This is a genomic window from Microbacterium sp. P26 (genome assembly GCF_023712585.1).
In the GTDB taxonomy this organism is placed as follows: domain Bacteria; phylum Actinomycetota; class Actinomycetes; order Actinomycetales; family Microbacteriaceae; genus Microbacterium; species Microbacterium algihabitans_A.
Window position 1 is genome coordinate 507,446 of sequence record NZ_JAMAXZ010000002.1, and the last position, 24,965, is coordinate 532,410.

Consider the following 24,965-nt stretch of genomic DNA (forward strand, 5'->3'; position numbering starts at 1 on the left):
CGTCGGCCCCGTCAGCGAGGGGGATCACCATGGGTGTGGACGACATCATCGCCAAGGGCAAGAAGCTGCTCGACGAGAACCGCGACAAAATCGAAGAGGCGCTCAAGAGCGAGAAGGCCGAAGAGGTGAGCGACAAGATCCTCGACGGTGCAACCGAGGCCATCAAGAAGGTCGTTCCGGCCGAGCAGCACGCCAAGGTCGACGAGGTCCGCGAGAACGTCGACAAGAACATCGGCAACGCCTGACGTCACGTCCTACGATCGGCGCCGTCCCCGGGGAATCGGGGGCGGCGTCGTCGCGTTCGGGGAAGAATTGCTGAGGATACGCCGCACGCGACACGCCCGGGTTTGCGACACGCGCGGGCGGTCCGTAGACTAGTTCAGTTCCACATTCCGGTGCGCGCTCGGCGCGCGCCAGGATCACTGTCTCGGCAGTGCACAGGCGGCGCGGAAGCGCAGGGTCCTGGGCCGCGGGCAGCAGAACAGACACCGAACCCCTCATCCTTCCCGGGATTCGTGCGCGTGCGCACGAGGGGTGGGCCGGAAGCCATGGCATCCGGTTTGACAGCTGAACAGCGGTGCAGCATCTCTCGCGCAAGCGAGGGGAAGTGCCAGGGCGCGAGAGCGCCACCGTGCGTCCAATGCCCCAGGTCGGGTAAGACGCGAGAAAGAGAGAGAGCAGACAATGGCGGGACAGAAGATCCGCATTCGCCTGAAGTCGTACGATCACGCCGGGCTCGACTCGTCGGCGCGCAAGATCGTCGACACCGTGACCCGTGCCGGTGCCACCGTGGTGGGCCCGGTTCCCCTGCCGACCGAGAAGAACGTCGTGTGCGTCATCCGGTCGCCCCACAAGTACAAGGACAGCCGCGAGCACTTCGAGATGCGCACCCACAAGCGCCTCATCGACATCATCGACCCGACGCCCAAGGCCGTCGACTCGCTGATGCGCCTCGACCTTCCTGCCGATGTCAACATCGAGATCAAGCTCTGAGGTTCGACATGGCTGACATCAACTCCAAGATCTCCAAGGGCCTCCTCGGCACCAAGCTCGGCATGACCCAGGTGTGGGACGAGAACGGCAAGCTCGTTCCCGTCACCGTCATCGAGGTCGCCCCGAACGTCGTGACCCAGCTCCGCTCGCTCGAGAAGGACGGCTACAACGCCGTTCAGATCGGCTACGGCCAGATCGACCCCCGCAAGGTGAACAAGCCCCTCACGGCTCACTTCGACGCCGCGGGCGTCACCCCGCGCCGCCACCTCACCGAGGTGCGCACGGCGGATGCCGCCGAATACGCGCTGGGCCAGGAGCTCACCGTCGACGGCCTCTTCGAGGCCGGCCAGCTGGTCGACGTCGTCGGCACCAGCAAGGGCAAGGGCACCGCGGGTGTCATGAAGCGTCACAACTTCAAGGGCGTCTCCGCTTCGCACGGTTCGCACCGCAACCACCGCAAGCCCGGCTCGATCGGCGCATCGTCGACCCCGAGCCGCGTCTTCAAGGGCATGCGCATGGCCGGCCGTATGGGTGGCGAGCGCGTGACCGTCCTCAACCTCACGGTGCACGCCGTCGACGCCGAGAAGGGTCTGATGCTCGTCAAGGGCGCCGTCCCCGGTGCTCGTGGCCGCATCGTCTACGTCCGCAACGCAGTGAAGGGTGCCTGAACATGGCTGACTCGACTCTCGCGCTCGACGTCGTGAAGGCAGACGGCAAGAAGGCAGGCTCCGTCGAGCTGCCCGCCGCTCTCTTCGACGTCAAGACGAACATCCCCCTCATCCACCAGGTCGTCGTGGCGCAGCGCGCCGCGGCTCGCCAGGGCACGCACTCGACCAAGCGTCGTGGCGAGGTCTCCGGTGCCGGCCGCAAGCCCTTCAAGCAGAAGGGCACCGGTAACGCCCGTCAGGGCTCGATCCGCGCGCCGCACATGACCGGTGGTGGCATCGTCCACGGCCCCAAGCCCCGCGACTACAGCCAGCGCACCCCCAAGAAGATGATCGCCGCCGCCCTCCTGGGTGCGCTCAGCGACCGTGCTCGTGGCCAGCGTCTGCACATCGTCGACAGCTTCGCCATCGAGGGCGCGCCCTCGACCAAGACTGCTGCCGCCGCGCTGAAGGCCTTCGGTGCCGTCAAGAACGTCCTCGTGGTCATCGACCGCGACGACGAGCTCACGATCAAGAGCGTGCGCAACCTCGCGTACGTCCACGTGCTGACCGTCGGCCAGCTGAACACCTACGACGTGCTCGTCTCCGACGACATCGTCTTCACCAAGGCCGCCTACGACGCGTTCGTCGCGTCGAAGGCTGCGGCCACCGAGGAGGTCTCGGCATGACCGCCGTCAACAAGGACCCGCGCGACATCATCCTGAAGCCGGTCGTCTCCGAGAAGAGCTACTCGCTCATCGACGAGGGCAAGTACACCTTCCTGGTGGACCCCCGTTCGTCGAAGACCGAGATCAAGCTCGCGATCGAGAAGATCTTCGGCGTCAAGGTGGCTTCGGTCAACACGATCAACCGCGTGGGCAAGGCCCGTCGCACCCGCTTCGGCATCGGCAAGCGCAAGGACACCAAGCGCGCCATCGTGTCGCTCAAGTCGGGCACCATCGACATCTTCACGTCTGTCGGCTGACGGTCGGGATAGAGGACAACAACAATGGCTATTCGCAAGTACAAGCCCACGACCCCCGGTCGCCGCGGCTCGTCGGTGGCCGACTTCGCCGAGATCACCCGATCGACGCCCGAGAAGTCGCTGCTGCGCCCGCTGTCGAAGACCGGTGGCCGCAACAACCAGGGCCGCATCACCACGCGTCACATCGGTGGTGGACACAAGCGTCAGTACCGTCTGATCGACTTCCGTCGTAACGACAAGGACGGCATCGACGCGAAGGTCGCTCACATCGAGTACGACCCCAACCGCACCGCGCGCATCGCGCTGCTGCACTACGCGGACGGCGAGAAGCGCTACATCCTCGCTCCCGCGAAGCTGTCGCAGGGCGACGTCGTCGAGTCGGGTGCCGGCGCTGACATCAAGCCGGGCAACAACCTGCCCCTGCGCAACATCCCCACCGGTACCGTGATCCACGCGATCGAGCTCCGCCCCGGTGGCGGCGCGAAGATGGCCCGTTCGGCCGGCGCCTCGGTGCGTCTGGTCGCGAAGGACGGCCCCTACGCGCAGCTGCGTCTGCCCTCCGGCGAGATCCGCAACGTCGACGTGCGCTGCCGCGCCACGATCGGCGAGGTCGGCAACGCCGAGCAGTCGAACATCAACTGGGGCAAGGCCGGCCGCATGCGCTGGAAGGGCGTTCGCCCGACCGTGCGTGGTGTCGCCATGAACCCGGTCGACCACCCGCACGGTGGTGGTGAGGGTAAGACCTCCGGTGGTCGTCACCCTGTTTCGCCGTGGGGTAAGGCCGAGGGCCGCACCCGCCACGCGAACAAGGAGAGCGACAAGCTCATCGTCCGCCGTCGCACCGCCGGCAAGAAGCGCAAGTAGGAGTAGAGGAAGATGCCTCGCAGCCTTAAGAAGGGCCCCTTCGTCGACGAGCACCTGCTTCGCAAGGTCGTCTCGCAGAACGAAGCCGGTTCGAAGAACGTCATCAAGACCTGGTCGCGCCGTTCGATGATCATCCCCGCCATGCTGGGACACACCATCGCCGTGCACGACGGTCGCAAGCACATCCCCGTGTTCGTGACCGAGACCATGGTCGGCCACAAGCTGGGCGAGTTCTCGCCCACCCGCACCTTCCGCGGCCACGTGAAGGACGACAAGAAGGGCCGTCGCCGTTAAGGCGACCGAGGAGGAGAGAGAAATGGTGGAGTCCATCGCACGTGTGCGACACATCCGCGTGACCCCTCAGAAGGCTCGTCGCGTCGTCGCGCTCATCAAGGGCAAGCAGGCCGAAGAGGCCCTCGCGATCCTGAAGTTCGCGCCGCAGGGCGCGAGCGAGCCGATCTACAAGCTCGTCGCCTCGGCGATCGCGAACGCTCGCGTCACCGCCGACAAGACGAACGAATACCTGGATGACGCCGACCTGTACGTGAAGAACGCGTACGTCGACGAGGGCACGACGCTCAAGCGTTTCCAGCCCCGCGCTCAGGGTCGCGCCTTCCAGATCAAGAAGCGCACGAGCCACATCACGGTCGTGCTCGCGACGCCCGAGACCGCTGAGGCGGCCCCGGCTCGCGCCAACAAGAAGGCGAGCAAGTAATGGGACAGAAGGTCAACCCGTACGGCTTCCGCCTCGGCATCACCACCGACCACGTGTCGCGGTGGTTCTCGGACTCGACGAAGCCCGGTCAGCGTTACGCCGACTACCTCGCCGAGGACATCAAGATCCGTCGCCTGCTGACCACCTCGCTCGACCGCGCCGGTGTCAGCAACATCGAGATCGAGCGCACGCGTGACCGCGTTCGCGTCGACATCCACACCGCCCGTCCGGGCATCGTGATCGGTCGCCGCGGCGCCGAGGCCGAGCGCATCCGCGCCGACCTCGAGAAGCTCACCGGCAAGCAGATCCAGCTGAACATCCTCGAGGTCAAGAACCCCGAGGCCGACGCTCAGCTGGTCGCGCAGGGTGTCGCCGAGCAGCTGTCTGCTCGCGTGGCGTTCCGTCGCGCGATGCGCAAGGGTCTGCAGGGCGCGCAGCGCGCCGGCGCCAAGGGTGTCCGCATCCAGGTGTCCGGCCGTCTCGGCGGCGCCGAGATGAGCCGCTCGGAGTTCTACCGCGAAGGCCGTGTGCCCCTGCACACCCTCCGCGCGAACATCGACTACGGCTTCTACGAGGCCAAGACGACCTTCGGCCGCATCGGCGTGAAGGTCTGGATCTACAAGGGCGACCTCACCAACAAGGAGCTCGCCCGCGAGCAGGCCAACGCACCGAAGTCGCGCGGTCGTGACGACCGCGGTGGCGACCGCCGTCGTGGCCCGCGCAACGAGGCCCCCGTGGCAGAAGGAGCGTCGGCGTAATGCTCATCCCCCGCAAGGTCAAGTACCGCAAGCAGCACCACCCCGGTCGCTCGGGCCAGGCCACCGGTGGCACCACGGTGTCGTTCGGTGAGTTCGGCATCCAGGCGCTGACCCCCGCTTACGTGACCAACCGTCAGATCGAGTCCGCTCGTATCGCCATGACGCGTCACATCAAGCGTGGTGGAAAGGTGTGGATCAACATCTACCCCGACCGTCCCCTCACCAAGAAGCCCGCCGAAACCCGCATGGGTTCCGGTAAGGGTTCCCCCGAGTGGTGGGTCGCGAACGTCAAGCCGGGCCGCGTCCTCTTCGAGGTCGCGGGTGTGAACGAGGAACTCGCTCGCGAAGCACTGACCCGTGCCATTCACAAGCTGCCCCTGAAGGCACGCATCATCAAGCGCGAGGAGGGCGACGCGTAATGGCGATCGGCACCAAGCAGCTCGCTCCGAGCGAGCTCGACACGTTCGAAGACCAGCGCCTCGTCGAGGAGCTGCGCAAGGCCAAGGAAGAGCTGTTCAACCTGCGCTTCCAGTCGGCCACCGGCCAGCTCGAGAGCCACGGTCGCATCCGTGCAGTCAAGCGCGACATCGCGCGTCTGTACACCGTGATCCGTGAGCGCGAGCTCGGTATCCGCGCCACCCCGGCCCCGGTCGAGGCGACGAAGGCGAAGAAGAGCAAGGCGAAGAAGGCGGATGCCGCTGACGACGCCACGAAGGAAGAGGCGGAGTAATGGCTACCGCGAAGAAGGCCGAGGCGCAGGTCGCCGGCCACGAGCACGCCGAGAACGACGTCCGTGACGAGAACGCCCGCGGTTACCGCAAGGCGCGTCGTGGATACGTGGTCAGCGACAAGATGGACAAGACGATCGTCGTCGAGGTCGAGGACCGCGTGAAGCACCCGCTCTACGGCAAGGTCATCCGTCGCACCTCGAAGGTCAAGGCGCACGACGAGTCCAACTCGGCGGGCATCGGCGACCTCGTCGTCATCAACGAGACCCGTCCGCTGAGCGCCACCAAGCGCTGGCGCCTGGTCGAGATCCTCGAGAAGGCCAAGTAAGCCTCGCGGCTTACTTGGAATCCAAGGAGTAAACAGTGATTCAGAACGAATCCCGGCTGAAGGTCGCCGACAACACCGGCGCCAAGGAGCTGCTCACCATCCGCGTGCTCGGCGGCTCCAACCGCCGTTACGCCGGCCTGGGCGACGTCATCGTCGCCACGGTCAAGGACGCGATCCCGGGTGGAAACGTCAAGAAGGGCGACGTGGTCAAGGCCGTCGTCGTCCGTGTCGTCAAGCAGACCCGCCGTCCCGACGGCTCGTACATCAAGTTCGACGAGAACGCCGCCGTGATCCTGAAGAACGACGGGGAGCCCCGCGGCACCCGTATCTTCGGACCGGTCGGTCGTGAGCTTCGTGACAAGAAGTTCATGAAGATCGTCTCGCTCGCCCCGGAGGTCATCTGATCATGGCGAAAATCAAAAAGGGCGACCTGGTTCAGGTCATCTCGGGTGCCAAGCCCGAGCGTGGCGGCGACCGCGGCAAGCAGGGCAAGGTCCTCGAGGTCTTGACCGAGCAGAACCGCGTCATCGTCGAAGGCGTGAACTACGTCACCAAGCACAACCGCGTGGGCCAGTCCCAGCGCGGCACGAAGACCGGTGGCATCGAGACCTTCGAGGCCCCGATCCACATCTCCAACGTGGCGCTCGTCGACCCCTCGACCAAGAAGCCGACCCGTGTCGGTCACCGTGTCGAGGAGCAGGTGAAGGACGGCGTCAAGCGCACCGTCCGCGTGCGCTTCGCGAAGAAGTCAGGCAAGGACCTCTGAACATGAGCACCGTGACTGCCGCGGAGGCTGGCAAGATCCAGCCCCGCCTGAAGCAGAAGTACAACGCCGAGATCAAGAAGGCGCTGCAGGACGAGTTCGGCTACGAGAACGTCATGCAGATCCCCGGCCTGGTCAAGGTCGTCGTGAACACCGGTGTCGGCGAGGCCGCTCGTGACAGCAAGGTGATCGATGGTGCGGTCGACGACCTCACCAAGATCACCGGTCAGAAGCCCGTCGTCACCAAGGCCCGTAAGTCCATCGCGCAGTTCAAGCTGCGCGAGGGCCAGGCCATCGGCGCGCACGTCACCCTTCGTGGCGACCGCGCGTGGGAGTTCGTCGACCGTCTGGTGAACCTCGCACTGCCCCGCATCCGCGACTTCCGCGGTCTGTCGGCCAAGCAGTTCGACGGCAACGGCAACTACACCTTCGGTCTCCAGGAGCAGTCCGTGTTCCACGAGATCGATCAGGACCGCATCGACCGCGTGCGTGGTTTCGACATCACGATCGTCACCACCGCCAAGACCGACGACGAGGGTCGCTCGCTGCTCCGCCAGCTCGGCTTCCCCTTCCAGTCGGCCGACGCGCAGGCCTGACCCTTCGGGCCCCCGGGTTTCCGGGGGCCCGTCATCGAAGGTCGGCTGTCGTGTAACGGCAGCCGAAACCTCATGAAAGAAAGAAGCAAGACATGACGATGACAGACCCGGTCGCAGACATGCTGACCCGTCTGCGCAACGCGAACTCGGCGCACCACGACTCCGTGTCGATGCCGAGCTCGAAGCTCAAGACCAACATCGCAGCCATCCTCAAGCAGGAGGGTTACATCGCCGACTGGAACGTCGAAGACGCCCGCGTCGGCCAGACCCTCAACATGACGCTGAAGTACGGCCCGAACCGCGAGCGGTCCATCGCCGGCATCAAGCGCGTGTCGAAGCCCGGCCTTCGCGTGTATGCGAAGTCGACCGAGGTCCCCACGGTCCTCGGTGGCCTCGGCGTCGCCATCCTGTCCACCTCCTCCGGTCTCCTCACGGACCGTCAGGCCGAGCAGAAGGGCGTCGGCGGGGAAGTCCTCGCCTACGTGTGGTGATCTGACATGTCGCGTATTGGACGTCTTCCCATCGACATCCCCGCCGGAGTCACCGTCTCGGTGAACGGTCGGGAGGTCAACGTCAAGGGCCCCAAGGGCGAGCTCGCGCTCACCGTTGCGCAGCCCCTCGAGGTCGCGGTCGAAGAGAACCAGGTTCTCGTCACCCGCCCCGACGACGAGCGCGAGTCGCGGTCGCTCCACGGCCTGACCCGCACTCTCATCAACAACAACATCATCGGTGTCACCCAGGGCTACTCCAAGGGCCTCGAGGTCGTCGGTACGGGTTACCGCGTGGCGCAGAAGGGCAGCTCGATCGAGTTCGCCCTCGGCTTCTCGCACCCCGTCCTCATCGAGCCGCCCGCCGGCATCACCCTCACGGTCGAAGGCAACAACAAGGTCACCGTGAGCGGCATCGACAAGCAGGCCGTCGGCGAGGCCGCCGCCAACATCCGCAAGATCCGCAAGCCCGAGCCGTACAAGGGCAAGGGTGTGCGGTACGCGGGCGAGGTCGTGCGCCGCAAGGCCGGAAAGAGTGGTAAGTAGCCATGGCTGTCAAGACAAAGTCCGTAGCCCGCTCGCGTCGCCACCTGCGTCTTCGCAAGAAGATCGTCGGCACCGAGCTGCGCCCCCGCCTCGTGGTGACGCGTTCCGCCCGCCACGTGTTCGTCCAGGTCGTGGACGACAGCAAGGGCCACACCGTGGCCTCCGCTTCCACCCTCGAGACCGACCTGCGCGGTTTCGACGGTGACAAGACCGCCAAGGCCCGCAAGGTCGGCGAGCTCGTCGCCGAGCGTGCGAAGGCTGCCGGTGTGTCCGACGTCGTGTTCGACCGTGGCGGCAACCGCTACGCCGGCCGCGTCGCCGCGATCGCCGACGGAGCTCGCGAAGGAGGGCTGAACCTGTGAGTGACAACAAGGAGACCGAAGTGACCACCGAGCAGACTGCACCGGCTGAGGGTGCGGCTGCGGCTCAGGCCCCCGCCGAGCGTGAGCGTGAGCCGCGTCGCGGTGGTCGCGAGCGCAACACCAACCAGCGCGACCGTGGTTCGCGCGACCGCAACGAGAGCCAGTTCCTCGAGCGCGTCGTGACGATCAACCGCGTGTCCAAGGTGGTCAAGGGTGGCCGTCGCTTCAGCTTCACGGCGCTCGTCGTCGTGGGCGATGGCAACGGCGTCGTGGGTGTCGGTTACGGCAAGGCCCGCGAAGTCCCCCTCGCCATCTCGAAGGGTGTCGAAGAGGCCAAGCGCAACTTCTTCCGCGTCCCCCGCTCGGGCTCGACCATTCCCCACCCCGTCCAGGGTGAGGCCGCTGCCGGTGTGGTGCTCCTGCGCCCCGCCGCTGCCGGTACCGGTGTTATCGCCGGTGGTCCCGTCCGTGCCGTCCTCGAGTGCGCAGGCATCCACGATGTCCTCTCGAAGTCGCTCGGTTCGTCGAACACGATCAACATCGTGCACGCGACCGTCGCGGCTCTGAAGTCGCTCGAGGAGCCCCGTGCCGTGGCCGCTCGCCGTGGCCTGGAGTTCGACCAGGTCGCCCCGGCCCGCCTCGTGCGCGCCGAGGCCGCCGCCCAGAAGGTAGGTGCCTGATGGCCGAGCGTCTGAAGGTCACGCAGATCAAGTCCAAGGTGAGCGAGAAGCAGAACCAGCGTGACACGCTGCGTTCACTCGGTCTCAAGCGGATCGGCGACTCGGTCGTCCGTCCCGACGACGCGCAGACGCGCGGTTACGTCAAGACCGTCGCCCACCTCGTCAAGGTTGAGGAGATCGACTAATGGCTGCCAAGAAGGACGAGACCGCCACGGTCGACGCCCCGAAGAAGGCAACGGCCCGTAAGACGGCCGCCAAGAAGGAAGCCCCCGCGGCGCGCCCCGGCGTGCTGAAGGTCCACCACCTGCGTCCCGTCCCGGGTGCTCACACCGCCAAGACCCGCGTGGGTCGCGGTGAGGGCTCGAAGGGTAAGACGGCTGGTCGCGGTACCAAGGGAACCAAGGCCCGTTACCAGGTCCGGGTCGGCTTCGAGGGTGGGCAGATGCCGCTGCACATGCGCACCCCGAAGCTCCGCGGCTTCAAGAACCCGTTCCGCGTCGAGTACCAGGTCGTGAACCTGGAGAAGCTCGCCGAGCTCTACCCGCAGGGTGGCGACGTGACCGTCGCCGACCTCGTGGCCAAGGGCGCCGTCCGCAAGAACGAGAAGGTCAAGGTGCTCGGCACCGGCGACATCTCGGTCGCGCTGACCGTTTCGGTCGACAAGGTCTCCGGCTCCGCTGAGCAGAAGATCGTCGCCGCAGGCGGCTCCGTCAACTGACGCCCGACCCCGAAGGGGCCGGCGGCCTTCCGGCCGTCGGCCCCTTCTGGGTTAGTCTGATTTGGTGTGCGCCCCGTCGCGCGCCGAGATCGTTCTGGAGGATTCTCCCTTGTTCAGCGCCATCGCGCGGGTTTTCCGCACGCCCGACCTGAGGCGGAAGATCGCCTTCACGCTGGGCATCATCGCCATCTACCGGCTGGGTGCCCACGTGCCGACGCCCTTCGTCGACTTCCCCAACGTTCAGCAGTGTCTGAATCAGTCGGGTGGGACCGAGGGCCTTCTCTCCCTGGTCAACCTGTTCTCGGGCGGCGCGCTCCTGCAGCTGTCGATCTTCGCGCTGGGAGTGATGCCGTACATCACGGCGACCATCATCGTGCAGCTGCTGCGCGTGGTCATCCCCCACTTCGAGACGCTGTACAAAGAGGGCCAGGCCGGTCAGGCCAAGCTCACCCAGTACACCCGGTACCTGACCATCGCTCTCGCGCTCCTGCAGTCGACGACTCTCGTCACCGTGGCGCGGTCGGGTCAGCTCTTCGGTTCGGCCGGAGTGCCCGAGTGCCAGCAGCTGCTCACCAACGACATCTGGTGGGCGCAGCTGCTCATGATCATCACGATGACCGCCGGTACCGGCCTGGTCATGTGGTTCGCCGAGCTGGTCACCGAGCGCGGTGTCGGCAACGGCATGTCGATCCTCATCTTCACCTCCATCGCCGCCACGTTCCCCGGCGCGATGATCTCGATCCTCAACGCCCGTGGCGTCGAGGTCTTCCTCCTCGTGCTGGCGGTCAGCATCGTCATCGTCGCCTTGGTGGTGTTCGTCGAGCAGTCGCAGCGTCGCATTCCCGTGCAGTACGCCAAGCGCATGGTCGGACGCCGTACGTACGGCGGCACGAACACCTACATCCCGATCAAGGTCAACATGGCCGGTGTCGTGCCCGTCATCTTCGCCTCGTCGCTGCTGTACATCCCCGCCCTGATCGCGCAGTTCAACCAGCCGCAGGCCGGCCAGGAGCCCGCTCCCTGGGTCACGTGGATCTCGCAGTACCTCACGCGCGGCGACCACCCGCTGTACATGCTGATCTACTTCCTCCTGATCATCGGTTTCGCCTACTTCTACGTCGCGATCACCTTCAACCCGGTCGACGTCGCCGACAACATGAAGAAGTACGGCGGGTTCATCCCCGGCATCCGCGCGGGTCGCCCGACGGCCGAGTACCTCGACTACGTGCTCACCCGCATCACGCTGCCCGGCTCGATCTACCTCGGCCTGATCGCCCTCCTGCCTCTGGTCGCGCTGGCGACCGTGGGTGCCAACCAGAACTTCCCGTTCGGCGGAGCGTCGATCCTCATCATCGTGGGTGTCGGTCTCGAGACGGTGAAGCAGATCGACGCGCAACTCCAGCAGCGTCACTACGAAGGGCTGCTGCGATGACCGCGCGTCTTCTGATCGTGGGCCCGCAGGGCTCGGGCAAGGGAACCCAGGGCGTCCGCGTCGGGGAGGCCCTCGGCATCCCGGTCGTCTCCACGGGCGATGTCTTCCGTGCCAACGTGAAAGACGGCACCGAGCTCGGCCTCCAGGTGAAGTCGATCATCGACGCGGGCGATCTCGTTCCTGATGAGCTGACAAGTGCGGTCGTGCGCGACCGCCTCTCGCAGGAGGACGCCGCCGAAGGCTTCCTCCTCGACGGGTACCCCCGCAACCTCGCTCAGGTGATGCATCTCGACGAGTTCCTCGAGGGTCGCGACGAGGCGCTCGACGCCGTCATCGCCCTCGTCGTGCCGCGCGAGGAGTCGCTGTCGCGTCTCACCGCCCGTGCCACGGAGCAGGGCCGTGCGGACGACACCGAAGAGGCCATCGCGACCCGCCTCGGGATCTACGAGCGTGAGACGGCGCCGATCCTCGACGTGTACGGCACGCGCGGCATCGTCGACGAGATCGACGGCGTCGGCAGCCTCGACGAGGTCACCGCGCGCATCTTCGCGGCGCTCGAGGCGCGCGGCATCGTCGCCACGTCGGCTGCCTGACGTGGTGTTGCGCTCCTCCATCTACAAGAAGCCCGCTCAGCTACGGTCGATGATCGAGCCGGGGCTCATCACCGCAGACATGCTGGCCGCCGTCCGCGGAATGATCGAGCCGGGCGTGACGACGCTCCAGCTCGACGCCGAGGCCGCGCGGGTGCTCGGCAGCCGCGGTGCGAAGTCGAACTTCCAGATGGTGCGCGGCTACCGGCACACGATCTGCGCGTCGGTGAACGAGCAGGTGGTGCACGGGATCCCCAACGAGCGCCCCCTGCAGGCGGGCGACATCCTCTCGATCGATGCCGGCGCGGAGTTCCGCGGATGGAACGGTGACTCGGCGTTCACCGTGATCGTGCCGGGTGAAGCGTCCGAAGAGATGGTGGCACCGCGTCGCCGCCTCTCGGAGGTCACCGAGGGGTCGCTCTGGGCGGGTATCGCGGCACTCAGCCGTGCCTCGCACCTCGCCGAGGTGGGAGCCGCCATCCAGCACTACATCGACGACAACGCCCCCGCCGGCGGATACGGCATCCTGCGCGACTACGTCGGGCACGGCATCGGCCGCAAGATGCACGAGGCGCCGAGCGTGTTCAACTACGCGGTCGACGATCTGGGTCCCGAAGTGCGCCCCGGTCTCGCCGTGGCGATCGAGCCGATGGTGGTCATCGGCGATCAGGCGACCCAGGTCGAAGGCGACGGGTGGACCGTCACGACCATCGACGGCACGGCCGGCTCCCACTGGGAACATAGTGTCGCCGTGCATGATGGAGGCATCTGGGTGCTGACCGCGCACGATGGCGGAGCCGAGAAACTCGCGCCGTTCGGCGTGGTGCCGAAGGAGATCGACTGATGATGATGGCCGCTGTGCGGAAGTCCACCAACTGGTTCGCGATCGGAGTCACGGCCGCCGCGGTCGTGGTGGTCCTGATCGTCGGCGGGGTGGTGTGGTTCGCCAACAGCCAGGCGGGCTCGCCGGGAACGCTGCCCCAGTCGTCGGCCGTCAACACCGAGACCGGTGCGATCGCGGTGGGCACCGGCCCGAAAACGGTGGACACCTACATCGACTTCATGTGCCCCATCTGCAACCAGTTCGAGCAGAGCTACGGCCCCACGCTCGACCAGCTCGTAGCGGATGACCAGATCATCTTGAACATCCACCCGATCTCGATCCTCGACCGGGCATCGCAGGGAACCCAGTACTCGACCCGGGCGGCATCGGCCGCGTACTGCGTGGCGGTCGATGACCCGGCTAACGTTCCGGCGTTCGTGAAGGCCCTCTACGCGCAGCAGCCGTCGGAGAACACCGCAGGGCTCGACGACGCGACCCTGGCCTCGATCGCGACCTCGGCGGGTGCATCGGATGCCGTGACTTCGTGCATCACCGACGGGACCTACGAGAAGTTCGTGACCGCGATGACGCAGAAGACTCCGGTCCAGCCGGGGCAGAGCGGCATTGCAACCCCGACGATCGCCGTCGACGGAACCGTGCTGTCGAACCAGAACGATCTGACCGGCGACCCGCAGAAGGACATCGTCGCCCGTCTCAACGGCTGACGACACTCCCGGCGAGTTGCCGGGTCAAGCGATACCACGTATGCTTGATCTTTGGTGCGTTGCGCCTTCATTGGCGTGTCGAAGCACCGAATCCCCATCCACCGCAGACCGGCCGGTCTGCAACTGAGCGTGAGCGAGTATATGGCGAAGAAAGACGGTGTCATCGAGATCGAGGGCACGGTGTCCGAAGCACTGCCCAACGCGATGTTCCGTGTCGAGCTGACGAACGGGCACAAAGTGCTCGCGACCATCTCGGGCAAGATGCGACAGAACTACATCCGCATCATCCCCGAGGACCGCGTCGTCGTCGAACTGAGCCCTTACGACCTCACCCGCGGTCGTATCGTCTACCGCTACCGCTGAGTCCGGCCGAGAAGTAACGAGCCGCTCCCGCGGCCTCGAAGACAGCGAAACAGGAACATCATGAAGGTCAACCCCTCCGTCAAGCCCATCTGCGACCACTGCAAGGTGATCCGTCGTCACGGGCGCGTGATGGTGATCTGCAAGAGCAACCCGCGCCACAAGCAGCGCCAGGGCTGAGCTTCCAGCTCCACACCTTTCCAACTGAATACACATCGGCAGGATCAGATCCCGTCCGCTGACGCGGACGGGGGACACCTCGGGTCGGAGGCCCGAGCACCGATCCTGCTCCACACCTCCACGACACTCTGAGGAGAGCCGCATGGCACGTCTCGCCGGCGTCGACATCCCGCGCGACAAGCGCGTGGTGATCGCACTTACTTACATCTACGGCGTGGGTCGCACCCGCTCCGTCGAGATCCTGAACGCCACTGACATCAGCCAGGACATTCGCGTCAAGGACCTCACCGACGACCAGCTGGTCGCTCTGCGCGACCACATCGAAGGCACCTACAAGGTGGAGGGTGACCTCCGTCGCGAGGTCGCCGCCGACATCCGCCGCAAGGTCGAGATCGGTTCCTACGAGGGCCTGCGCCACCGCCGCGGCCTCCCGGTGCGCGGTCAGCGCACGAAGACGAACGCGCGTACCCGCAAGGGTCCCAAGCGCACCGTCGCCGGCAAGAAGAAGGCGCGCTAAGCCGCGGGCTGAGCGTCAGGATTCAGGAGAACGCACATGGCACAGGCCAAGTCCGCCGCGCGCAAGCCGCGCCGCAAGGAAAAGAAGAACATCGCCGTGGGTCAGGCCCACATCAAGTCGACGTTCAACAACACCATCGTTTCGATCACCGACCCCTCGGGTGCCGTCATCAGCTGGGCTTCGTCCGGCGGTGTCGGGTTCAAGGGCTCGCGCAAGTCGACGCCGTACGCCGCCGGCATGGCCGCGGAGTCGGCCGCTCGCCAGGCGCAGGAGCACGGCGTCAAGAAGGTCGACGTCTTCGTGAAGGGTCCGGGTTCGGGTCGTGAGACCGCGATCCGCTCGCTCACCGCAGCCGGCCTCGAGGTCGGCTCGATCCAGGACGTGACGCCGCAGGCCCACAACGGCTGCCGTCCGCCCAAGCGTCGCCGCGTCTGATGCGTTTCGTTCCCGGGGAGTGCTCGTCACTCCCCGGGAACGCCGCGCTCTCGCGCGGTTCAGACTTCCGGATGCCTCGCGCGGCCGTCGAGGCCACGCGGCATCCCGCGAGTACAACTCAACACCTCACCCCATTACACGTGTCATATAGCGGGCACGTGATCGAAAGGAACACATAGTGCTCATCGCACAGCGTCCCACTCTGACCGAGGAGAAGATCGGGGAGTTCCGCAGCCGTTTCGTCATCGAGCCGCTGGAGCCCGGCTTCGGTTACACGATCGGCAACGCGCTGCGTCGCAGCCTCCTGTCGTCGATCCCCGGCGCGGCCGTCACGAGCATCCGCATCGACGGCGTCCTGCACGAGTTCAGCACCATCCCGGGCGTGAAGGAAGACGTCACCGAGATCATCCTGAACATCAAGCAGCTGGTCGTCTCGAGCGAGCGCGACGAGCCCATCACGGCGTACCTGCGCAAGACCGGCGCCGGTGAGGTCACCGCCGCCGACATCTCCGCTCCCGCGGGTGTCGAGGTGCACAACCCCGAGTTGGTCATCGCGACGCTTAACGACACCGCCAAGTTCGAGCTCGAGCTGACGATCGAGCGTGGCCGCGGCTACGTCTCGGCGACCCAGAACCGCAACGAGTACGCCGAGGCCGGTCAGATCCCGATCGACTCGATCTACTCGCCCGTGCTCAAGGTCAGCTACCGCGTCGACGCCACCCGTGCCGGTGAGCGCACCGACTTCGACAAGCTCGTCCTCGACGTCGAGTCGAAGGCCTCGATCGCCCCGCGCGACGCCGTGGCATCCGCCGGCCGCACCCTCACCGAGCTGTTCGGTCTCGCCCGCGAGCTGAACGTCGAGGCTGAGGGCATCGAGATCGGCCCCGCGCCGGTCGAGACCGTCCTCTCGAACGAGTTGTCGATGCCGATCGAAGACCTGGACCTCTCGGTCCGCTCGTACAACTGCCTCAAGCGCGAGGGCATCAACACCGTTTCGGAGCTGGTCGCCCTTTCGGAGACGCAGCTGATGAACATCCGCAACTTCGGTCAGAAGTCGGTCGACGAGGTGCGCGACAAGCTCACCTCCCTCGGCCTGTCGCTCAAGGACTCGGTGCCCGGCTTCGACGGCGCTCAGTTCTACAGCGGCTACGACGAAGAAACCGTCTGACGCGTCAGACCCGACCGAACCTTTTCCAGGAGTAACACGACATGCCCAAGCCCACGAAGGGTCCCCGCCTCGGAGGCGGCCCGGCCCACGAGCGTCTGCTTCTCGCGAACCTCGCGGCAGCCCTCTACACGCACAAGTCGATCAAGACGACCGAGACGAAGGCCAAGCGCCTCCGTCCGCTCGCTGAGCGCCTCATCACCTTCGCCAAGCGTGGCGACCTGCACGCGCGTCGTCGCGTGCTGGGCGTCATCGGTGACAAAGAGGTCGTGCACACCCTCTTCACCGAGATCGCGCCGCTGGTGGCCGACCGTGAGGGCGGCTACACCCGTATCACCAAGGTCGGCAACCGCAAGGGCGACAACGCCCCCATGGCCGTGATCGAGCTCGTTCTCGAGCCCGTCGCGAAGAAGGCCTCGAACAAGGCTGCTGCGGCCCCCGCCGCCGCGGCCGCTCCGGCTGCCACCGAGGAGCCCGCCGCCGACGAGACCGCCGCTGAGGAGACCTCGAACGCCGAGGCCGGCGCCGAGTCGCCCGAGGAGGGCGCGGCCGCCGAGGCCGCCGCCGACGACGCCGTCACGGACGACGCCAAGGCCTGAGCCCTCCCGCTCGCACGAAGCCCCCACCCGTCAGGGTGGGGGCTTCGTCGTTCTCGCGCCCTCTCCGACGCTCGTAGGCTGGGGGAGTGCGAATTCGCCTCGACATCTCCTACGACGGCACGCACTTCCGCGGGTGGGCGCGACAGCCGAGTCTGCGAACCGTGCAAGGAGTGCTCGAAGACGCCCTGTCGCGCATCGTCGGAGGGGCGCCGCGTCTCATCGTCGCAGGCCGCACCGATGCCGGTGTGCACGCGTCGGGCCAGGTGGCGCATCTCGACCTCGACGATGAGCAGGAGGCCCGCCTTCCGCGACGACGTCGTGACCATGACGAAGGCGACGCGGTCGCGGCGTTGGCCGGCCGCGTGCGTGGCGTGCTGGGCGCCTATCCCGACGTGACGGTTCGACGCACCTCCACGGCTCCGGAAGGGTTCGACGCGCGCTTCTCGGCAGTGTGGCGGCGGTACAGCTATCGACTGGCCGACGCGGCCACCGGGTACGACCCGCTCGATCGCCTTCGCACGACGACGGTGCGCAGCGCGCTGGATCTCGAGGCGATGGATGCCGCCGCCTCTCGTCTCATCGGGCTCCACGATTTCGCCGCGTACTGCAAAGCCCGCGAAGAGGCGACCACCATCCGTACCCTGCTCGAGTACGACTGGCGACGAGGCGACGACGGGGTGCTGGTCGCGAACGTCCGCGCGGACGCCTTCTGTCACAGCATGGTGCGCGCCCTGGTGGGTGCGTGCGTCGCCGTGGGGGAGGGTCGCATCGCGGTGGATGACGTGGTCGCGATCCGGGACGCGCGCATGCGCATCCCCGAGACGAAGGTGCTGGCCGCGCGGGGTCTCGTCCTCGCCGAGGTCGGTTACCCCGCGGACGAGCTGCTCGCCTCCCGCGCGGAACAGACCCGTGCGCGCCGCGACGCAGACGTCGCCGACTCCTGATCTCCGAGTCGACGGCATCCGGAATCGCCCGTTGCCAGTGTGTGCAACCCCTCGGCTCGCCCCGAGCCGACGGTCGTAGGCTGTGTTCGCCATGAAGGTCATCTCGTACAACCTCAACAAGCACCGCGCTGCCGGTGAGCTCGTCGACCTCGTCGAGGCCCACGAGGTCGACGTGCTCTGTCTGCAGGAGTGCGACGCCAACGACATCCCCGCTCACATCGGTGGTCTGCGGCTGGCGGAGGCGACGCAGCGCAATCGCCTCGGGCTCGCCCTGTACTACCGCGAGAACACCTTCCGTGCGGAGGAGGTGCGCGCGATCGCGCTGAAGAAGTCCCTTCACGACCGCGTGCTCAAGCCGGCCGAAGAGCGGATGCTGGGGGTGCGCCTCAGCGACATCGACACGGGCCGCGACGTGATCGTCGCCTCGTTCCACGCCGCGCCCCTGACCGCGCTCAACTCCCTGCGGCGGCACCAGATCCGCACCGCTCTGAGCGAATTGCAGAACCTCGGTCCAGGGCTGCCCGCCTTGATGGTCGGCGACTACAACTACCCGGTCTTCAAGGAGAATCTGGGCCAGAAGGTCCGCGACCAGGGATACGAACTCACGCTGAGCGATGCGCGCACCTACACGAGGTATCGCGTGTTCCGCGGTCACTATGACTTCGCGACGTCGATCGGCTTCGACATCGCCCACATCAAGACCCTCCCGCAGGGGCTGAGCGACCATCTCCCGATCCTCATCACGGCCGAGGTGACGCAGGGGCATCGCGCCCCCGTCGCCGGCTGACCCGCGATCAGAGCGAACGCGAAAGGAGGGGCCGTCGATACGACGGCCCCTCCTGTACGTGTGTCGGTTCTCAGGCCTCGACGCGGCGACGGCGTCGCACGCTGGCGCCGATCGCGACGGCGCCACCGGCGAGGACGAGTGCGCCTCCACCGATCCACAGGCCGGTCGCGGCGCCGCCGTCGACACCGGTGACGGCGAGTCCGCCCTTCGAGGGGTTCGATGCCGAACCCGAGTCCGCCGTGGTCAGCGTGACCGTGGCGTGCAGGACGTGTCCGCTCGACGCGCCGGTGAAGGTGAAGTCGTACGAGCCCTTGCCGTTCGCAGGCATCTTGACCGGGACGCGGAGCGAGCCGTTCGACGACTTGCCGCGCAGCGAGGTGTTGGTCTCGACCTTGGCCGAGGCGAGGGTGATGCCACTGGCGTTGATGCCGGTGACCGAGATGAGAACGTCTTCGTCGCCGACGAAGGGGGTTCCGGGAGTGGTGAAGGTGGTGACGTTGCCGGCCGGCAGCGTGGCCGGGTTGGCGACGATGGCGCCGGCGTCGGTGTACGCGTTGGCGGCCGTGGGGGCCATCAGCGCGGCCGCGGCGAGCGAGAGCGCGGCGACGGCCCGGATGATCGTGGTCTTCATGGTGTGCCCCATCTGCTTAGCGTGGTCGAGCCGGATGCCGTGTCGGAGGGGGACGCGGCGTCTTCCGCGACCGCATGACATGGCGGCTCCTTTGCCCGAGTCTGTCGGTCGGGCCGTGCGCGACCCGGCGGAAAGGGCTCGCTTTCACGCGACAGCGGGGCAGACTTCACCAGGGGGTCCGGCGCGGCGTCACTCACCGGACCGACACGTGCCTGCTCGCGGCGCCTCGTCGGGGATGCGGGTGGGCGTCGAGACCGCGCTGACCGCGGTCACGCCCGGCACGGAGACGGTGACATCGAGATCTGCGCTCCCTCCCGGTGCGAGCTGCACCGACCATTTCAGCACCCGACGGCCGTCGTGCACGCCGCCGGCGAAGCCCGGGGGATCGCCGTCGCTCGTCGTGCGCTGGCCGACGATCTCGGCGCCGGGAGGCAGGTAGACGTAGACCCCGGTCAGCACGTCGCCCGGGGGCACACCGTGCTCACCACCACCGGTGACGTAAGAGGGGAGCGTGGCGGGGTCGGGGGCGTCGCTGCGCAGCGCCACGTGCACGGACGCCATTCCCTCGCCGCACGACGCGGTCTCGACCTGCGGGTGCAGGTAGTAGTCCATCTTCGAGCCGGTGCCGTCGTTGAGGTAGACCCCGAAGACCCCGGTGCCGGCGTCGGAGGCCGGCAGGGCCCCCTGCAGAGTGGTGCCGTCGAGGAGCGCCTGCTGCGCGGCATCCGCGTTCCACACGAGCAGGCGTCGCTCGAGCCCTGCGCGACGGACCGCGTCGATGAGAGCAGCCGGGTCGGCGCGACCATCGGCGATCGCTTGGAAGACCGCCGTCGACGCGCTCTGGAAGAACGCGTCCTGTTCCCTCGAGTCGGAGTAGCGGCGATACACCTCGTCGAGCAGGAGAGAGACGGTGTTGTCGGCGGTGAGCTGATCTCCCGACGGGAGGGCGACGGGCCCGGTGGCGCGCAGCAGGTACGACAAGGTCACAGGATCGACGGCGACGACGGCGTCGACCTCGGTACCCGAGAGACGTCGCCACAGCTCGCGCGCGACCGGGGCTCCCACGGAGAAGTCGGGCACCAGCGTGGCGTTCTGGACGAATCGCGCCGGCCGGGTGTCGTAGATGCTCTGCACGTCGGCCGGGAGCTCCCCTGCGGGCGAGGTGGCGACGGGCTCGAACTCCGGGCTGGAGGCCTGCGCGACGAGCGTCAACCGTCCGTCATCGGCGTCGAGTTGGGCGACGGCTCCGACGACGCCGCCGAGGGAGCGCCACTCGGCGTTGTTCTCGAAGAGCACGAGCGTCGACCGGGGGCCGTCGGCTCCGAGCATGCCCGGCACGAGCAGGGTCGCCCGCCTGAGGGCGTCGGCGTCGTCGGCGGCGGTGTCGAGCTGCTGCGCCGAGGCGGTGACGGCGTCGGCGAGTCGGCCGAGGAGGGGAGCCCGTTCGATGCCGGCCACGTCGTCGGCGGCGGCCCGCAGTGCGGCGGCGGCCGTCGAGGCGGCGGGCGCGACTTCGGCCAGCCGGGCGACGTCGAAGGCGCCGCCGACCGGCCGGAGAGACTCGGGAGACAGGCCCGCCGAGGCCTCGGCGAGCGGTTCGAGGGCGGTCGAGACGGCGTCGTCGATCGCAGCAGCGGTGCGGGTCAGCGCGTCGAGCTGCGGCCCGACCCACGGGAGCGCCGTCGCCGCGGTCCAGATCGGATCGCTCGTCAATTCCCGAGCTGCGCGGGTGTCGGCGCCGACCGTCGAGAGGCGGGAGAGGGCGGCGGCGAGGTCGTCGCCGTCGGTGGCTGCATCGGCGACGCCGGCCTGCGCAGCCGCGAGGTGGCCCGTCGCGAGTGCCCCTCGCGTGCCGATCCAGGCGGTGGCGGCGAGACCCAGCACGAGCACTCCCACCACCGTCCAGGCGAAGACGGAGGCGGCCGGCGTGGACGACGAGCGGCGGGGAGGGCGGATCACGCCGAAAACTGTAAGCCTGCCGCATCCGTGCACCGGACCGCGTCGACCGCGGCCACCTACACTGGGAGGAACGACTCGGGGGAGAATCCATGGTGCGGGCGATGCGGCGCGGCAGGGCGTTCTGGGGCGCGGCGATGGTGGGCGCGTCCGTGTTCGCACTGACCGCGTGCGGGGCTCCACCGTGGGCCCAGGGCGGCGGGCAGGGCACGCCCTCGGCCTCGCCGACCGTCACGCAGACCACGGTCCCGCAGCCGGTGCGCAACGACCTGGCCAGCGGCTCGACGCAGCGGACGCTGACGGCGGGTGCCGTCGGGGCGACGGTGGACTACTGGTCGACGCTGTCGATGGACAAGTGGACGCCCACGGCGCTGAAGCCGGTGAACCTGTCGATGGTGACCACCGTCACGCCCAACGACGGGCAGAAGGTGTACCTGCAGAGGGCGACCATGACGGCCGTGCCGGGAAACGCCTCGCAGTCGTTCGCGCCCTTGTCGGCGCAGTCGGATCAAACGGATGCCCCGGGGTATCTGGTGCTCGCGCCGTACAGCTACTCGCAGACGTTCAACGTCGGAGAGGTCCCGGCGGAGGCGACATTTGTCACCCTCCAATTCACCTTCGAGTTCTTGGTCCAGACCACCCCGACGTCCAACGAGTTCGCCAAGCAGACGGCCAGCGACACTCTGACGGTCGCCATCGCCGGCGGCGGCGAGGCGACGCCCGCGGGCTGATCAGGGGCGGACGCGCTCCCACCGATCGCCGCCCTGACGGGTGGCTTCGGAGGCTGCTTCACCGGCGGCCAGGACGAGGGCGGCGAGGTCGTAGTCGGCGCTCTCGGCGGGCACCCAGCCCACGCTGGCCGACAGCTGCACGTCGACGTGGTCGGACACGTCCAACTCGGTGATGCGGCGCAGGGTCGTGCGCACGTGCTCCCGGATCACGGAACCCGGACGCGCGAGGACGATCACGAGGCGGCCCCGCGTCTCGCGTCCGATGTCCGCGTCGGCGGGGAAGCTCTCGTCGACGACCGCCTCGAACTCCGCGACGAGCCGCAGCCACCCGTTCTCTCCGGCCGCGCTGCGGATGTGAGTGGGGTCGTCGAGCCGGACCGTCAGCACGGCCCAGGACTGCTCGCGCGTGCGGCGGGCGCGACGCAGACGGTCGGATGCCGTGATCACGAAGTGCGGCCACGTCGACGCCGTGTGGCCTCCGGTCGGCGACACCGAGGTGAAGTACAGCAACGAGACCGTCGCGCACACCAGGTAGATGAGCATGGCGAGTCCGTTGATCACGCGGGGGAGGGCCAGATCGCCGATGTCGGCGGGGGCGGCCAGCCCCGACACGAGGATCGCGGCTCCGATGGCGACGAATCCCGCCGACACGATCGTGAGCGGCAGAGCGAGTCGTTCCAGGCGATCGGCGGCGTGCCGGAGCTCGCCGATGGTGAGTCCGGCGAACGCGGCCGCAGCGACGAAGGCCAACCGGAAGACGAGGCCGTAGGCGGCGGCGTCGGTCACGGCCGTGAACGCGGCCGCGGTCAGAGCCGCCTGCGCCCCGCCGATCCACGGGAACGCCGGCACCCCGCGACGCGCGCGAAAACCCGACCAGATGAGGGCGGGCGCACCCAGCATGAGTCCGAGCCCCGCGCGGCGCACGGGCTCGGCATCCGCGATCGATCCCATGATCGACACCCAGGTGCTCGTCATGGTCAGTACGAAGGCGAGCGACCACAGCAGTGCGGAGCGCGAGGGGCGATGCAAGAAGCCGAGGCCGATGATCATCACCGTGGAGACGGTCGCGACCGCCGCCTGCGCGAGTCCGAGGTTCGAGAGGACTTCGGTGGTGTTCATGCGGCGGCGGCGTCCGATCGCGCCGGGAGCACCACCGTCACGGTCGTGCCCGCGCCCAGTTCGCTCTCGAGGAAGAGCGATCCGCCCTGGTCTTCGACGATGCTGCGGATGATGCCCATGCCGAGCCCCGTGCCGGGCGTCGGACTCTCGCGCACCGCCTGGGCGCGGAAGTAGGGGTCGAACACCCGATCGATGTCATCGGGATGGATGCCGATGCCGGTGTCGGCGAAGTGGAGGATCACGTCGTCGGGGGAGACCTCTCCGCTGATGCGGATCGTTCCACCCGCCGGCGTGTACTTGATCGCGTTGCTGAGGATGTTGTCGAAGGCCTGCCGGAGGCGGAACGCATCGCCGAGCACCTCGGCGGACGCGGGGAGTTCGTCGATCACGCTCACCCGGCGCGCGGCGGCGGCGGGGCGGAACGACGCCAGCGACGAGGCGATGATGCGGCTCGCATCGGCCGTCGCCGGCCCCGACGTCTCGCGGAAGACTCCACGGGAGGTCGCGAGGATCTCGGAGATCAGCTTCTGCATGCGCTCGCCGGCCGCGGCGATGACCTCGAGCTGCTCGTGCACCTTGGGGGAGAGGTTCGGATCGTCGAGCGCCAGATCGGCGTGGCCGATGATCGCCGTCAGCGGGTTCCGCAGCTCGTGCGACACGGTCGCGGCCAGCCGCTCTCTCGCGCGCTCGGACTCGATCAGCGCGGTGATGTCGTGGATGATCAGCAGCGTGCTCTCGGGCTCGTCCGAGGAGATGAGACGACGAGTGGATGCCGACAGGGCATGCCATTCGCCGTGCGGATCGAACAGCCACACCCGCTCGTCGTCGAACTGCTCGCCGCGGGCCGCGCGGGCGAAGGGACGCTCCGACTCGGGCAACGGTTCACCGCGGATGTTCGCGTACTCGACCGCGCCGCCGGGTCGTTGCGGCTCGTCGCGCTCGACGCCGTACAGCGCGACGTACGTGTCGTTGAGGGCGAGGACCTCCCCGTCCGCGGAGAGGCGCGCGATGCCGGTGTCGAGGCCGTTGAGCATCTGCGAGACGCGGCGCTCTTGGCCCGAGACGCGTTGCAGGGTGCCCTGCAGGCGGCTCGCCTGGCGACGTAGGAGCTGCTTGAACGCCCGCGTCTGTCGCGCCGAGAGGTAGGACGTGATCGCGATGAAGGTGAGCGACAGCAGCACCACGATCAGACGCAGCGCGGTGACGGGGCCGGTGGCGTTGACGGCGGCGTCGATGACGATGATGACGCCGACCGCGCCGATCGCCGAGATCAGGTAGACGAGGGTGAAATGGGTGGCGATCCAGATGATCGGGAAGACCCAGAAGAAGCTGAAGCGCAGGTCGGTGCCGAAGCTCAGCAGACCGATGCCGACGATGTCACCGAAAGGGATGAGTGCGACCGCCGCGCGGGGCAGCTTCTGCCAGGGCACCACGATCGCCACCGCGGTGAGGGCGATGATGACGCCGACGCCCGAGGAGAAGGGCCACAGGGCGAAGAGGGAGGGCTCGAGCGCCTGCACGAGCAGCACCGTGATGACCACGCTGGCACCCAGCACGAGTTGGAGGAGCCAGACCGATCGGGTGCGGCTGCTCGGATTCGTCGCGTCGTCGTCCGGCACGGCCTCGGGAGGAACCGCCGGCGGGACGCTCCTCAGTGATGCCATGTCTCCGAGTGTATAGAGAGTGGTGTAGTCTTCTGCGCGCCATCCTGTCTCTGCTCGCCGCTCGTGGTTTCGCACCCACGGGCCCGGTCAGACTCCCCCTGAGGCCTGCATCCCGCAGCGTGATGGTCGTTCGTCGACC

At 67.6% G+C, this 24,965-nt stretch carries 38 protein-coding genes; 34 read left to right on the forward strand and 4 right to left on the reverse strand.

Going from position 1 to position 24,965, the window contains the following annotated elements:
- Window positions 1-29: 29 nt before the first annotated feature.
- The 33 genes from M3667_RS05945 to M3667_RS06105 all read left to right on the forward strand — a co-directional run bounded on the left by M3667_RS05945 (window position 30) and on the right by M3667_RS06105 (window position 18,725).
- On the forward strand, window positions 30-245 hold the full coding sequence (locus M3667_RS05945) for a hypothetical protein (RefSeq protein WP_251506267.1): 216 nt from the start codon (window positions 30-32) through the stop codon (window positions 243-245).
- Between the two features lie 439 nt (window positions 246-684).
- Complete coding sequence (rpsJ, locus tag M3667_RS05950; protein ID WP_013584016.1) at window positions 685-993, forward strand: 30S ribosomal protein S10; 309 nt, start codon at window positions 685-687, stop codon at window positions 991-993.
- Between the two features lie 8 nt (window positions 994-1,001).
- Complete coding sequence (gene rplC, locus M3667_RS05955) at window positions 1,002-1,661, forward strand: 50S ribosomal protein L3 (protein WP_251506271.1); 660 nt, start codon at window positions 1,002-1,004, stop codon at window positions 1,659-1,661.
- A gap of 2 nt (window positions 1,662-1,663) precedes the next feature.
- The gene (gene rplD, locus M3667_RS05960) at window positions 1,664-2,326 is read left to right on the forward strand and encodes a 50S ribosomal protein L4 (protein ID WP_251506274.1); all 663 of its coding nucleotides are present in this window, start codon (window positions 1,664-1,666) and stop codon (window positions 2,324-2,326) included.
- Entirely contained in the window at window positions 2,323-2,622 is a 300-nt protein-coding gene (gene rplW, locus M3667_RS05965) for a 50S ribosomal protein L23 (RefSeq protein ID WP_144829723.1), read from the forward strand. Before rplD ends, rplW begins: the two co-directional genes overlap by 4 nt.
- A gap of 24 nt (window positions 2,623-2,646) precedes the next feature.
- The gene (gene rplB, locus M3667_RS05970; protein ID WP_013584012.1) at window positions 2,647-3,486 is read left to right on the forward strand and encodes a 50S ribosomal protein L2; all 840 of its coding nucleotides are present in this window, start codon (window positions 2,647-2,649) and stop codon (window positions 3,484-3,486) included.
- Between the two features lie 12 nt (window positions 3,487-3,498).
- A complete protein-coding gene (rpsS, locus tag M3667_RS05975) occupies window positions 3,499-3,780 on the forward strand; it encodes a 30S ribosomal protein S19 (protein WP_013584011.1) in 282 nt (93 codons plus the stop codon).
- 22 nt (window positions 3,781-3,802) lie between these two features.
- Window positions 3,803-4,201, forward strand: a complete 399-nt coding sequence (gene rplV, locus M3667_RS05980; RefSeq protein ID WP_013584010.1) for a 50S ribosomal protein L22 — start codon at window positions 3,803-3,805, stop codon at window positions 4,199-4,201.
- A complete protein-coding gene (gene rpsC / locus M3667_RS05985; RefSeq protein WP_058230882.1) occupies window positions 4,201-4,959 on the forward strand; it encodes a 30S ribosomal protein S3 in 759 nt (252 codons plus the stop codon). The genes rplV and rpsC overlap by 1 nt, the downstream gene beginning before the upstream one ends.
- The gene (gene rplP / locus M3667_RS05990) at window positions 4,959-5,378 is read left to right on the forward strand and encodes a 50S ribosomal protein L16 (protein WP_013584008.1); all 420 of its coding nucleotides are present in this window, start codon (window positions 4,959-4,961) and stop codon (window positions 5,376-5,378) included. The genes rpsC and rplP overlap by 1 nt, the downstream gene beginning before the upstream one ends.
- Window positions 5,378-5,689, forward strand: a complete 312-nt coding sequence (gene rpmC / locus M3667_RS16780) for a 50S ribosomal protein L29 (protein WP_144829719.1) — start codon at window positions 5,378-5,380, stop codon at window positions 5,687-5,689. Before rplP ends, rpmC begins: the two co-directional genes overlap by 1 nt.
- A complete protein-coding gene (gene rpsQ / locus M3667_RS06000; protein ID WP_144829716.1) occupies window positions 5,689-6,015 on the forward strand; it encodes a 30S ribosomal protein S17 in 327 nt (108 codons plus the stop codon). Before rpmC ends, rpsQ begins: the two co-directional genes overlap by 1 nt.
- A 35-nt stretch (window positions 6,016-6,050) precedes the next feature.
- On the forward strand, window positions 6,051-6,419 hold the full coding sequence (gene rplN / locus M3667_RS06005) for a 50S ribosomal protein L14 (RefSeq protein WP_013584005.1): 369 nt from the start codon (window positions 6,051-6,053) through the stop codon (window positions 6,417-6,419).
- A gap of 2 nt (window positions 6,420-6,421) precedes the next feature.
- Complete coding sequence (rplX, locus tag M3667_RS06010) at window positions 6,422-6,781, forward strand: 50S ribosomal protein L24 (protein WP_094736303.1); 360 nt, start codon at window positions 6,422-6,424, stop codon at window positions 6,779-6,781.
- 2 nt (window positions 6,782-6,783) lie between these two features.
- Entirely contained in the window at window positions 6,784-7,374 is a 591-nt protein-coding gene (gene rplE / locus M3667_RS06015) for a 50S ribosomal protein L5 (protein ID WP_144829713.1), read from the forward strand.
- 92 nt (window positions 7,375-7,466) lie between these two features.
- Entirely contained in the window at window positions 7,467-7,865 is a 399-nt protein-coding gene (gene rpsH, locus M3667_RS06020; protein ID WP_094736305.1) for a 30S ribosomal protein S8, read from the forward strand.
- A gap of 6 nt (window positions 7,866-7,871) precedes the next feature.
- Window positions 7,872-8,408 (forward strand): 50S ribosomal protein L6, encoded by a 537-nt coding sequence (rplF, locus tag M3667_RS06025; RefSeq protein ID WP_144829709.1) that lies wholly within the window; start codon window positions 7,872-7,874, stop codon window positions 8,406-8,408.
- Between the two features lie 2 nt (window positions 8,409-8,410).
- Window positions 8,411-8,770 (forward strand): 50S ribosomal protein L18, encoded by a 360-nt coding sequence (rplR, locus tag M3667_RS06030; RefSeq protein WP_056226271.1) that lies wholly within the window; start codon window positions 8,411-8,413, stop codon window positions 8,768-8,770.
- Window positions 8,767-9,450 (forward strand): 30S ribosomal protein S5, encoded by a 684-nt coding sequence (rpsE, locus tag M3667_RS06035; RefSeq protein WP_144829707.1) that lies wholly within the window; start codon window positions 8,767-8,769, stop codon window positions 9,448-9,450. Before rplR ends, rpsE begins: the two co-directional genes overlap by 4 nt.
- Window positions 9,450-9,635, forward strand: coding sequence for a 50S ribosomal protein L30 (gene rpmD / locus M3667_RS06040; protein ID WP_013583998.1), 186 nt, complete (start codon window positions 9,450-9,452; stop codon window positions 9,633-9,635). The genes rpsE and rpmD overlap by 1 nt, the downstream gene beginning before the upstream one ends.
- The gene (gene rplO / locus M3667_RS06045; RefSeq protein ID WP_144829702.1) at window positions 9,635-10,168 is read left to right on the forward strand and encodes a 50S ribosomal protein L15; all 534 of its coding nucleotides are present in this window, start codon (window positions 9,635-9,637) and stop codon (window positions 10,166-10,168) included. The genes rpmD and rplO overlap by 1 nt, the downstream gene beginning before the upstream one ends.
- Before the next feature lie 109 nt (window positions 10,169-10,277).
- Window positions 10,278-11,600: a preprotein translocase subunit SecY gene (secY, locus tag M3667_RS06050; protein ID WP_076673717.1), complete on the forward strand. Its 1,323-nt coding sequence runs from the start codon at window positions 10,278-10,280 to the stop codon at window positions 11,598-11,600.
- A complete protein-coding gene (locus M3667_RS06055; RefSeq protein WP_251506279.1) occupies window positions 11,597-12,193 on the forward strand; it encodes an adenylate kinase in 597 nt (198 codons plus the stop codon). The genes secY and M3667_RS06055 overlap by 4 nt, the downstream gene beginning before the upstream one ends.
- Before the next feature lies 1 nt (window position 12,194).
- Window positions 12,195-13,034: a type I methionyl aminopeptidase gene (map, locus tag M3667_RS06060; protein WP_251506282.1), complete on the forward strand. Its 840-nt coding sequence runs from the start codon at window positions 12,195-12,197 to the stop codon at window positions 13,032-13,034.
- Entirely contained in the window at window positions 13,034-13,738 is a 705-nt protein-coding gene (locus M3667_RS06065) for a thioredoxin domain-containing protein (RefSeq protein ID WP_251506289.1), read from the forward strand. The genes map and M3667_RS06065 overlap by 1 nt, the downstream gene beginning before the upstream one ends.
- Window positions 13,739-13,879: 141 nt before the next feature.
- Window positions 13,880-14,101, forward strand: coding sequence for a translation initiation factor IF-1 (infA, locus tag M3667_RS06070; protein ID WP_013583992.1), 222 nt, complete (start codon window positions 13,880-13,882; stop codon window positions 14,099-14,101).
- Between the two features lie 60 nt (window positions 14,102-14,161).
- Window positions 14,162-14,278 (forward strand): 50S ribosomal protein L36, encoded by a 117-nt coding sequence (gene rpmJ / locus M3667_RS06075; protein ID WP_005050492.1) that lies wholly within the window; start codon window positions 14,162-14,164, stop codon window positions 14,276-14,278.
- Between the two features lie 142 nt (window positions 14,279-14,420).
- A complete protein-coding gene (gene rpsM / locus M3667_RS06080; protein WP_056226287.1) occupies window positions 14,421-14,795 on the forward strand; it encodes a 30S ribosomal protein S13 in 375 nt (124 codons plus the stop codon).
- Between the two features lie 36 nt (window positions 14,796-14,831).
- Window positions 14,832-15,230: a 30S ribosomal protein S11 gene (rpsK, locus tag M3667_RS06085; protein ID WP_013583990.1), complete on the forward strand. Its 399-nt coding sequence runs from the start codon at window positions 14,832-14,834 to the stop codon at window positions 15,228-15,230.
- A 178-nt stretch (window positions 15,231-15,408) separates the two neighbouring features.
- A complete protein-coding gene (locus M3667_RS06090; protein WP_058230893.1) occupies window positions 15,409-16,398 on the forward strand; it encodes a DNA-directed RNA polymerase subunit alpha in 990 nt (329 codons plus the stop codon).
- 41 nt (window positions 16,399-16,439) lie between these two features.
- Complete coding sequence (gene rplQ, locus M3667_RS06095) at window positions 16,440-16,994, forward strand: 50S ribosomal protein L17 (RefSeq protein ID WP_251506291.1); 555 nt, start codon at window positions 16,440-16,442, stop codon at window positions 16,992-16,994.
- An 86-nt stretch (window positions 16,995-17,080) separates the two neighbouring features.
- On the forward strand, window positions 17,081-17,938 hold the full coding sequence (truA, locus tag M3667_RS06100; RefSeq protein WP_251506313.1) for a tRNA pseudouridine(38-40) synthase TruA: 858 nt from the start codon (window positions 17,081-17,083) through the stop codon (window positions 17,936-17,938).
- Between the two features lie 91 nt (window positions 17,939-18,029).
- Window positions 18,030-18,725 (forward strand): endonuclease/exonuclease/phosphatase family protein, encoded by a 696-nt coding sequence (locus M3667_RS06105; protein WP_251506338.1) that lies wholly within the window; start codon window positions 18,030-18,032, stop codon window positions 18,723-18,725.
- 70 nt (window positions 18,726-18,795) lie between these two features.
- Here M3667_RS06105 and M3667_RS06110 read toward each other — a convergent pair whose 3' ends face one another.
- Complete coding sequence (locus tag M3667_RS06110; RefSeq protein WP_251506341.1) at window positions 18,796-19,368, reverse strand: hypothetical protein; 573 nt, start codon at window positions 19,366-19,368, stop codon at window positions 18,796-18,798.
- Between the two features lie 177 nt (window positions 19,369-19,545).
- Window positions 19,546-21,315, reverse strand: coding sequence for a DUF4012 domain-containing protein (locus M3667_RS16990; RefSeq protein ID WP_251506343.1), 1,770 nt, complete (start codon window positions 21,313-21,315; stop codon window positions 19,546-19,548).
- Window positions 21,316-21,416: 101 nt separating this feature from the next.
- Between M3667_RS16990 and M3667_RS06120 the strand changes: the two genes are divergently transcribed.
- Entirely contained in the window at window positions 21,417-22,043 is a 627-nt protein-coding gene (locus M3667_RS06120; protein WP_251506345.1) for a hypothetical protein, read from the forward strand.
- On the opposite strand, the gene M3667_RS06125 is transcribed toward M3667_RS06120, so the two are convergent.
- Window positions 22,044-23,162, reverse strand: a complete 1,119-nt coding sequence (locus tag M3667_RS06125) for a hypothetical protein (RefSeq protein WP_251506347.1) — start codon at window positions 23,160-23,162, stop codon at window positions 22,044-22,046. It abuts the gene before it with no gap.
- Complete coding sequence (locus tag M3667_RS06130) at window positions 23,159-24,826, reverse strand: cell wall metabolism sensor histidine kinase WalK (protein ID WP_251506349.1); 1,668 nt, start codon at window positions 24,824-24,826, stop codon at window positions 23,159-23,161. The genes M3667_RS06125 and M3667_RS06130 overlap by 4 nt, the downstream gene beginning before the upstream one ends.
- Window positions 24,827-24,965 lie beyond the last annotated feature (139 nt).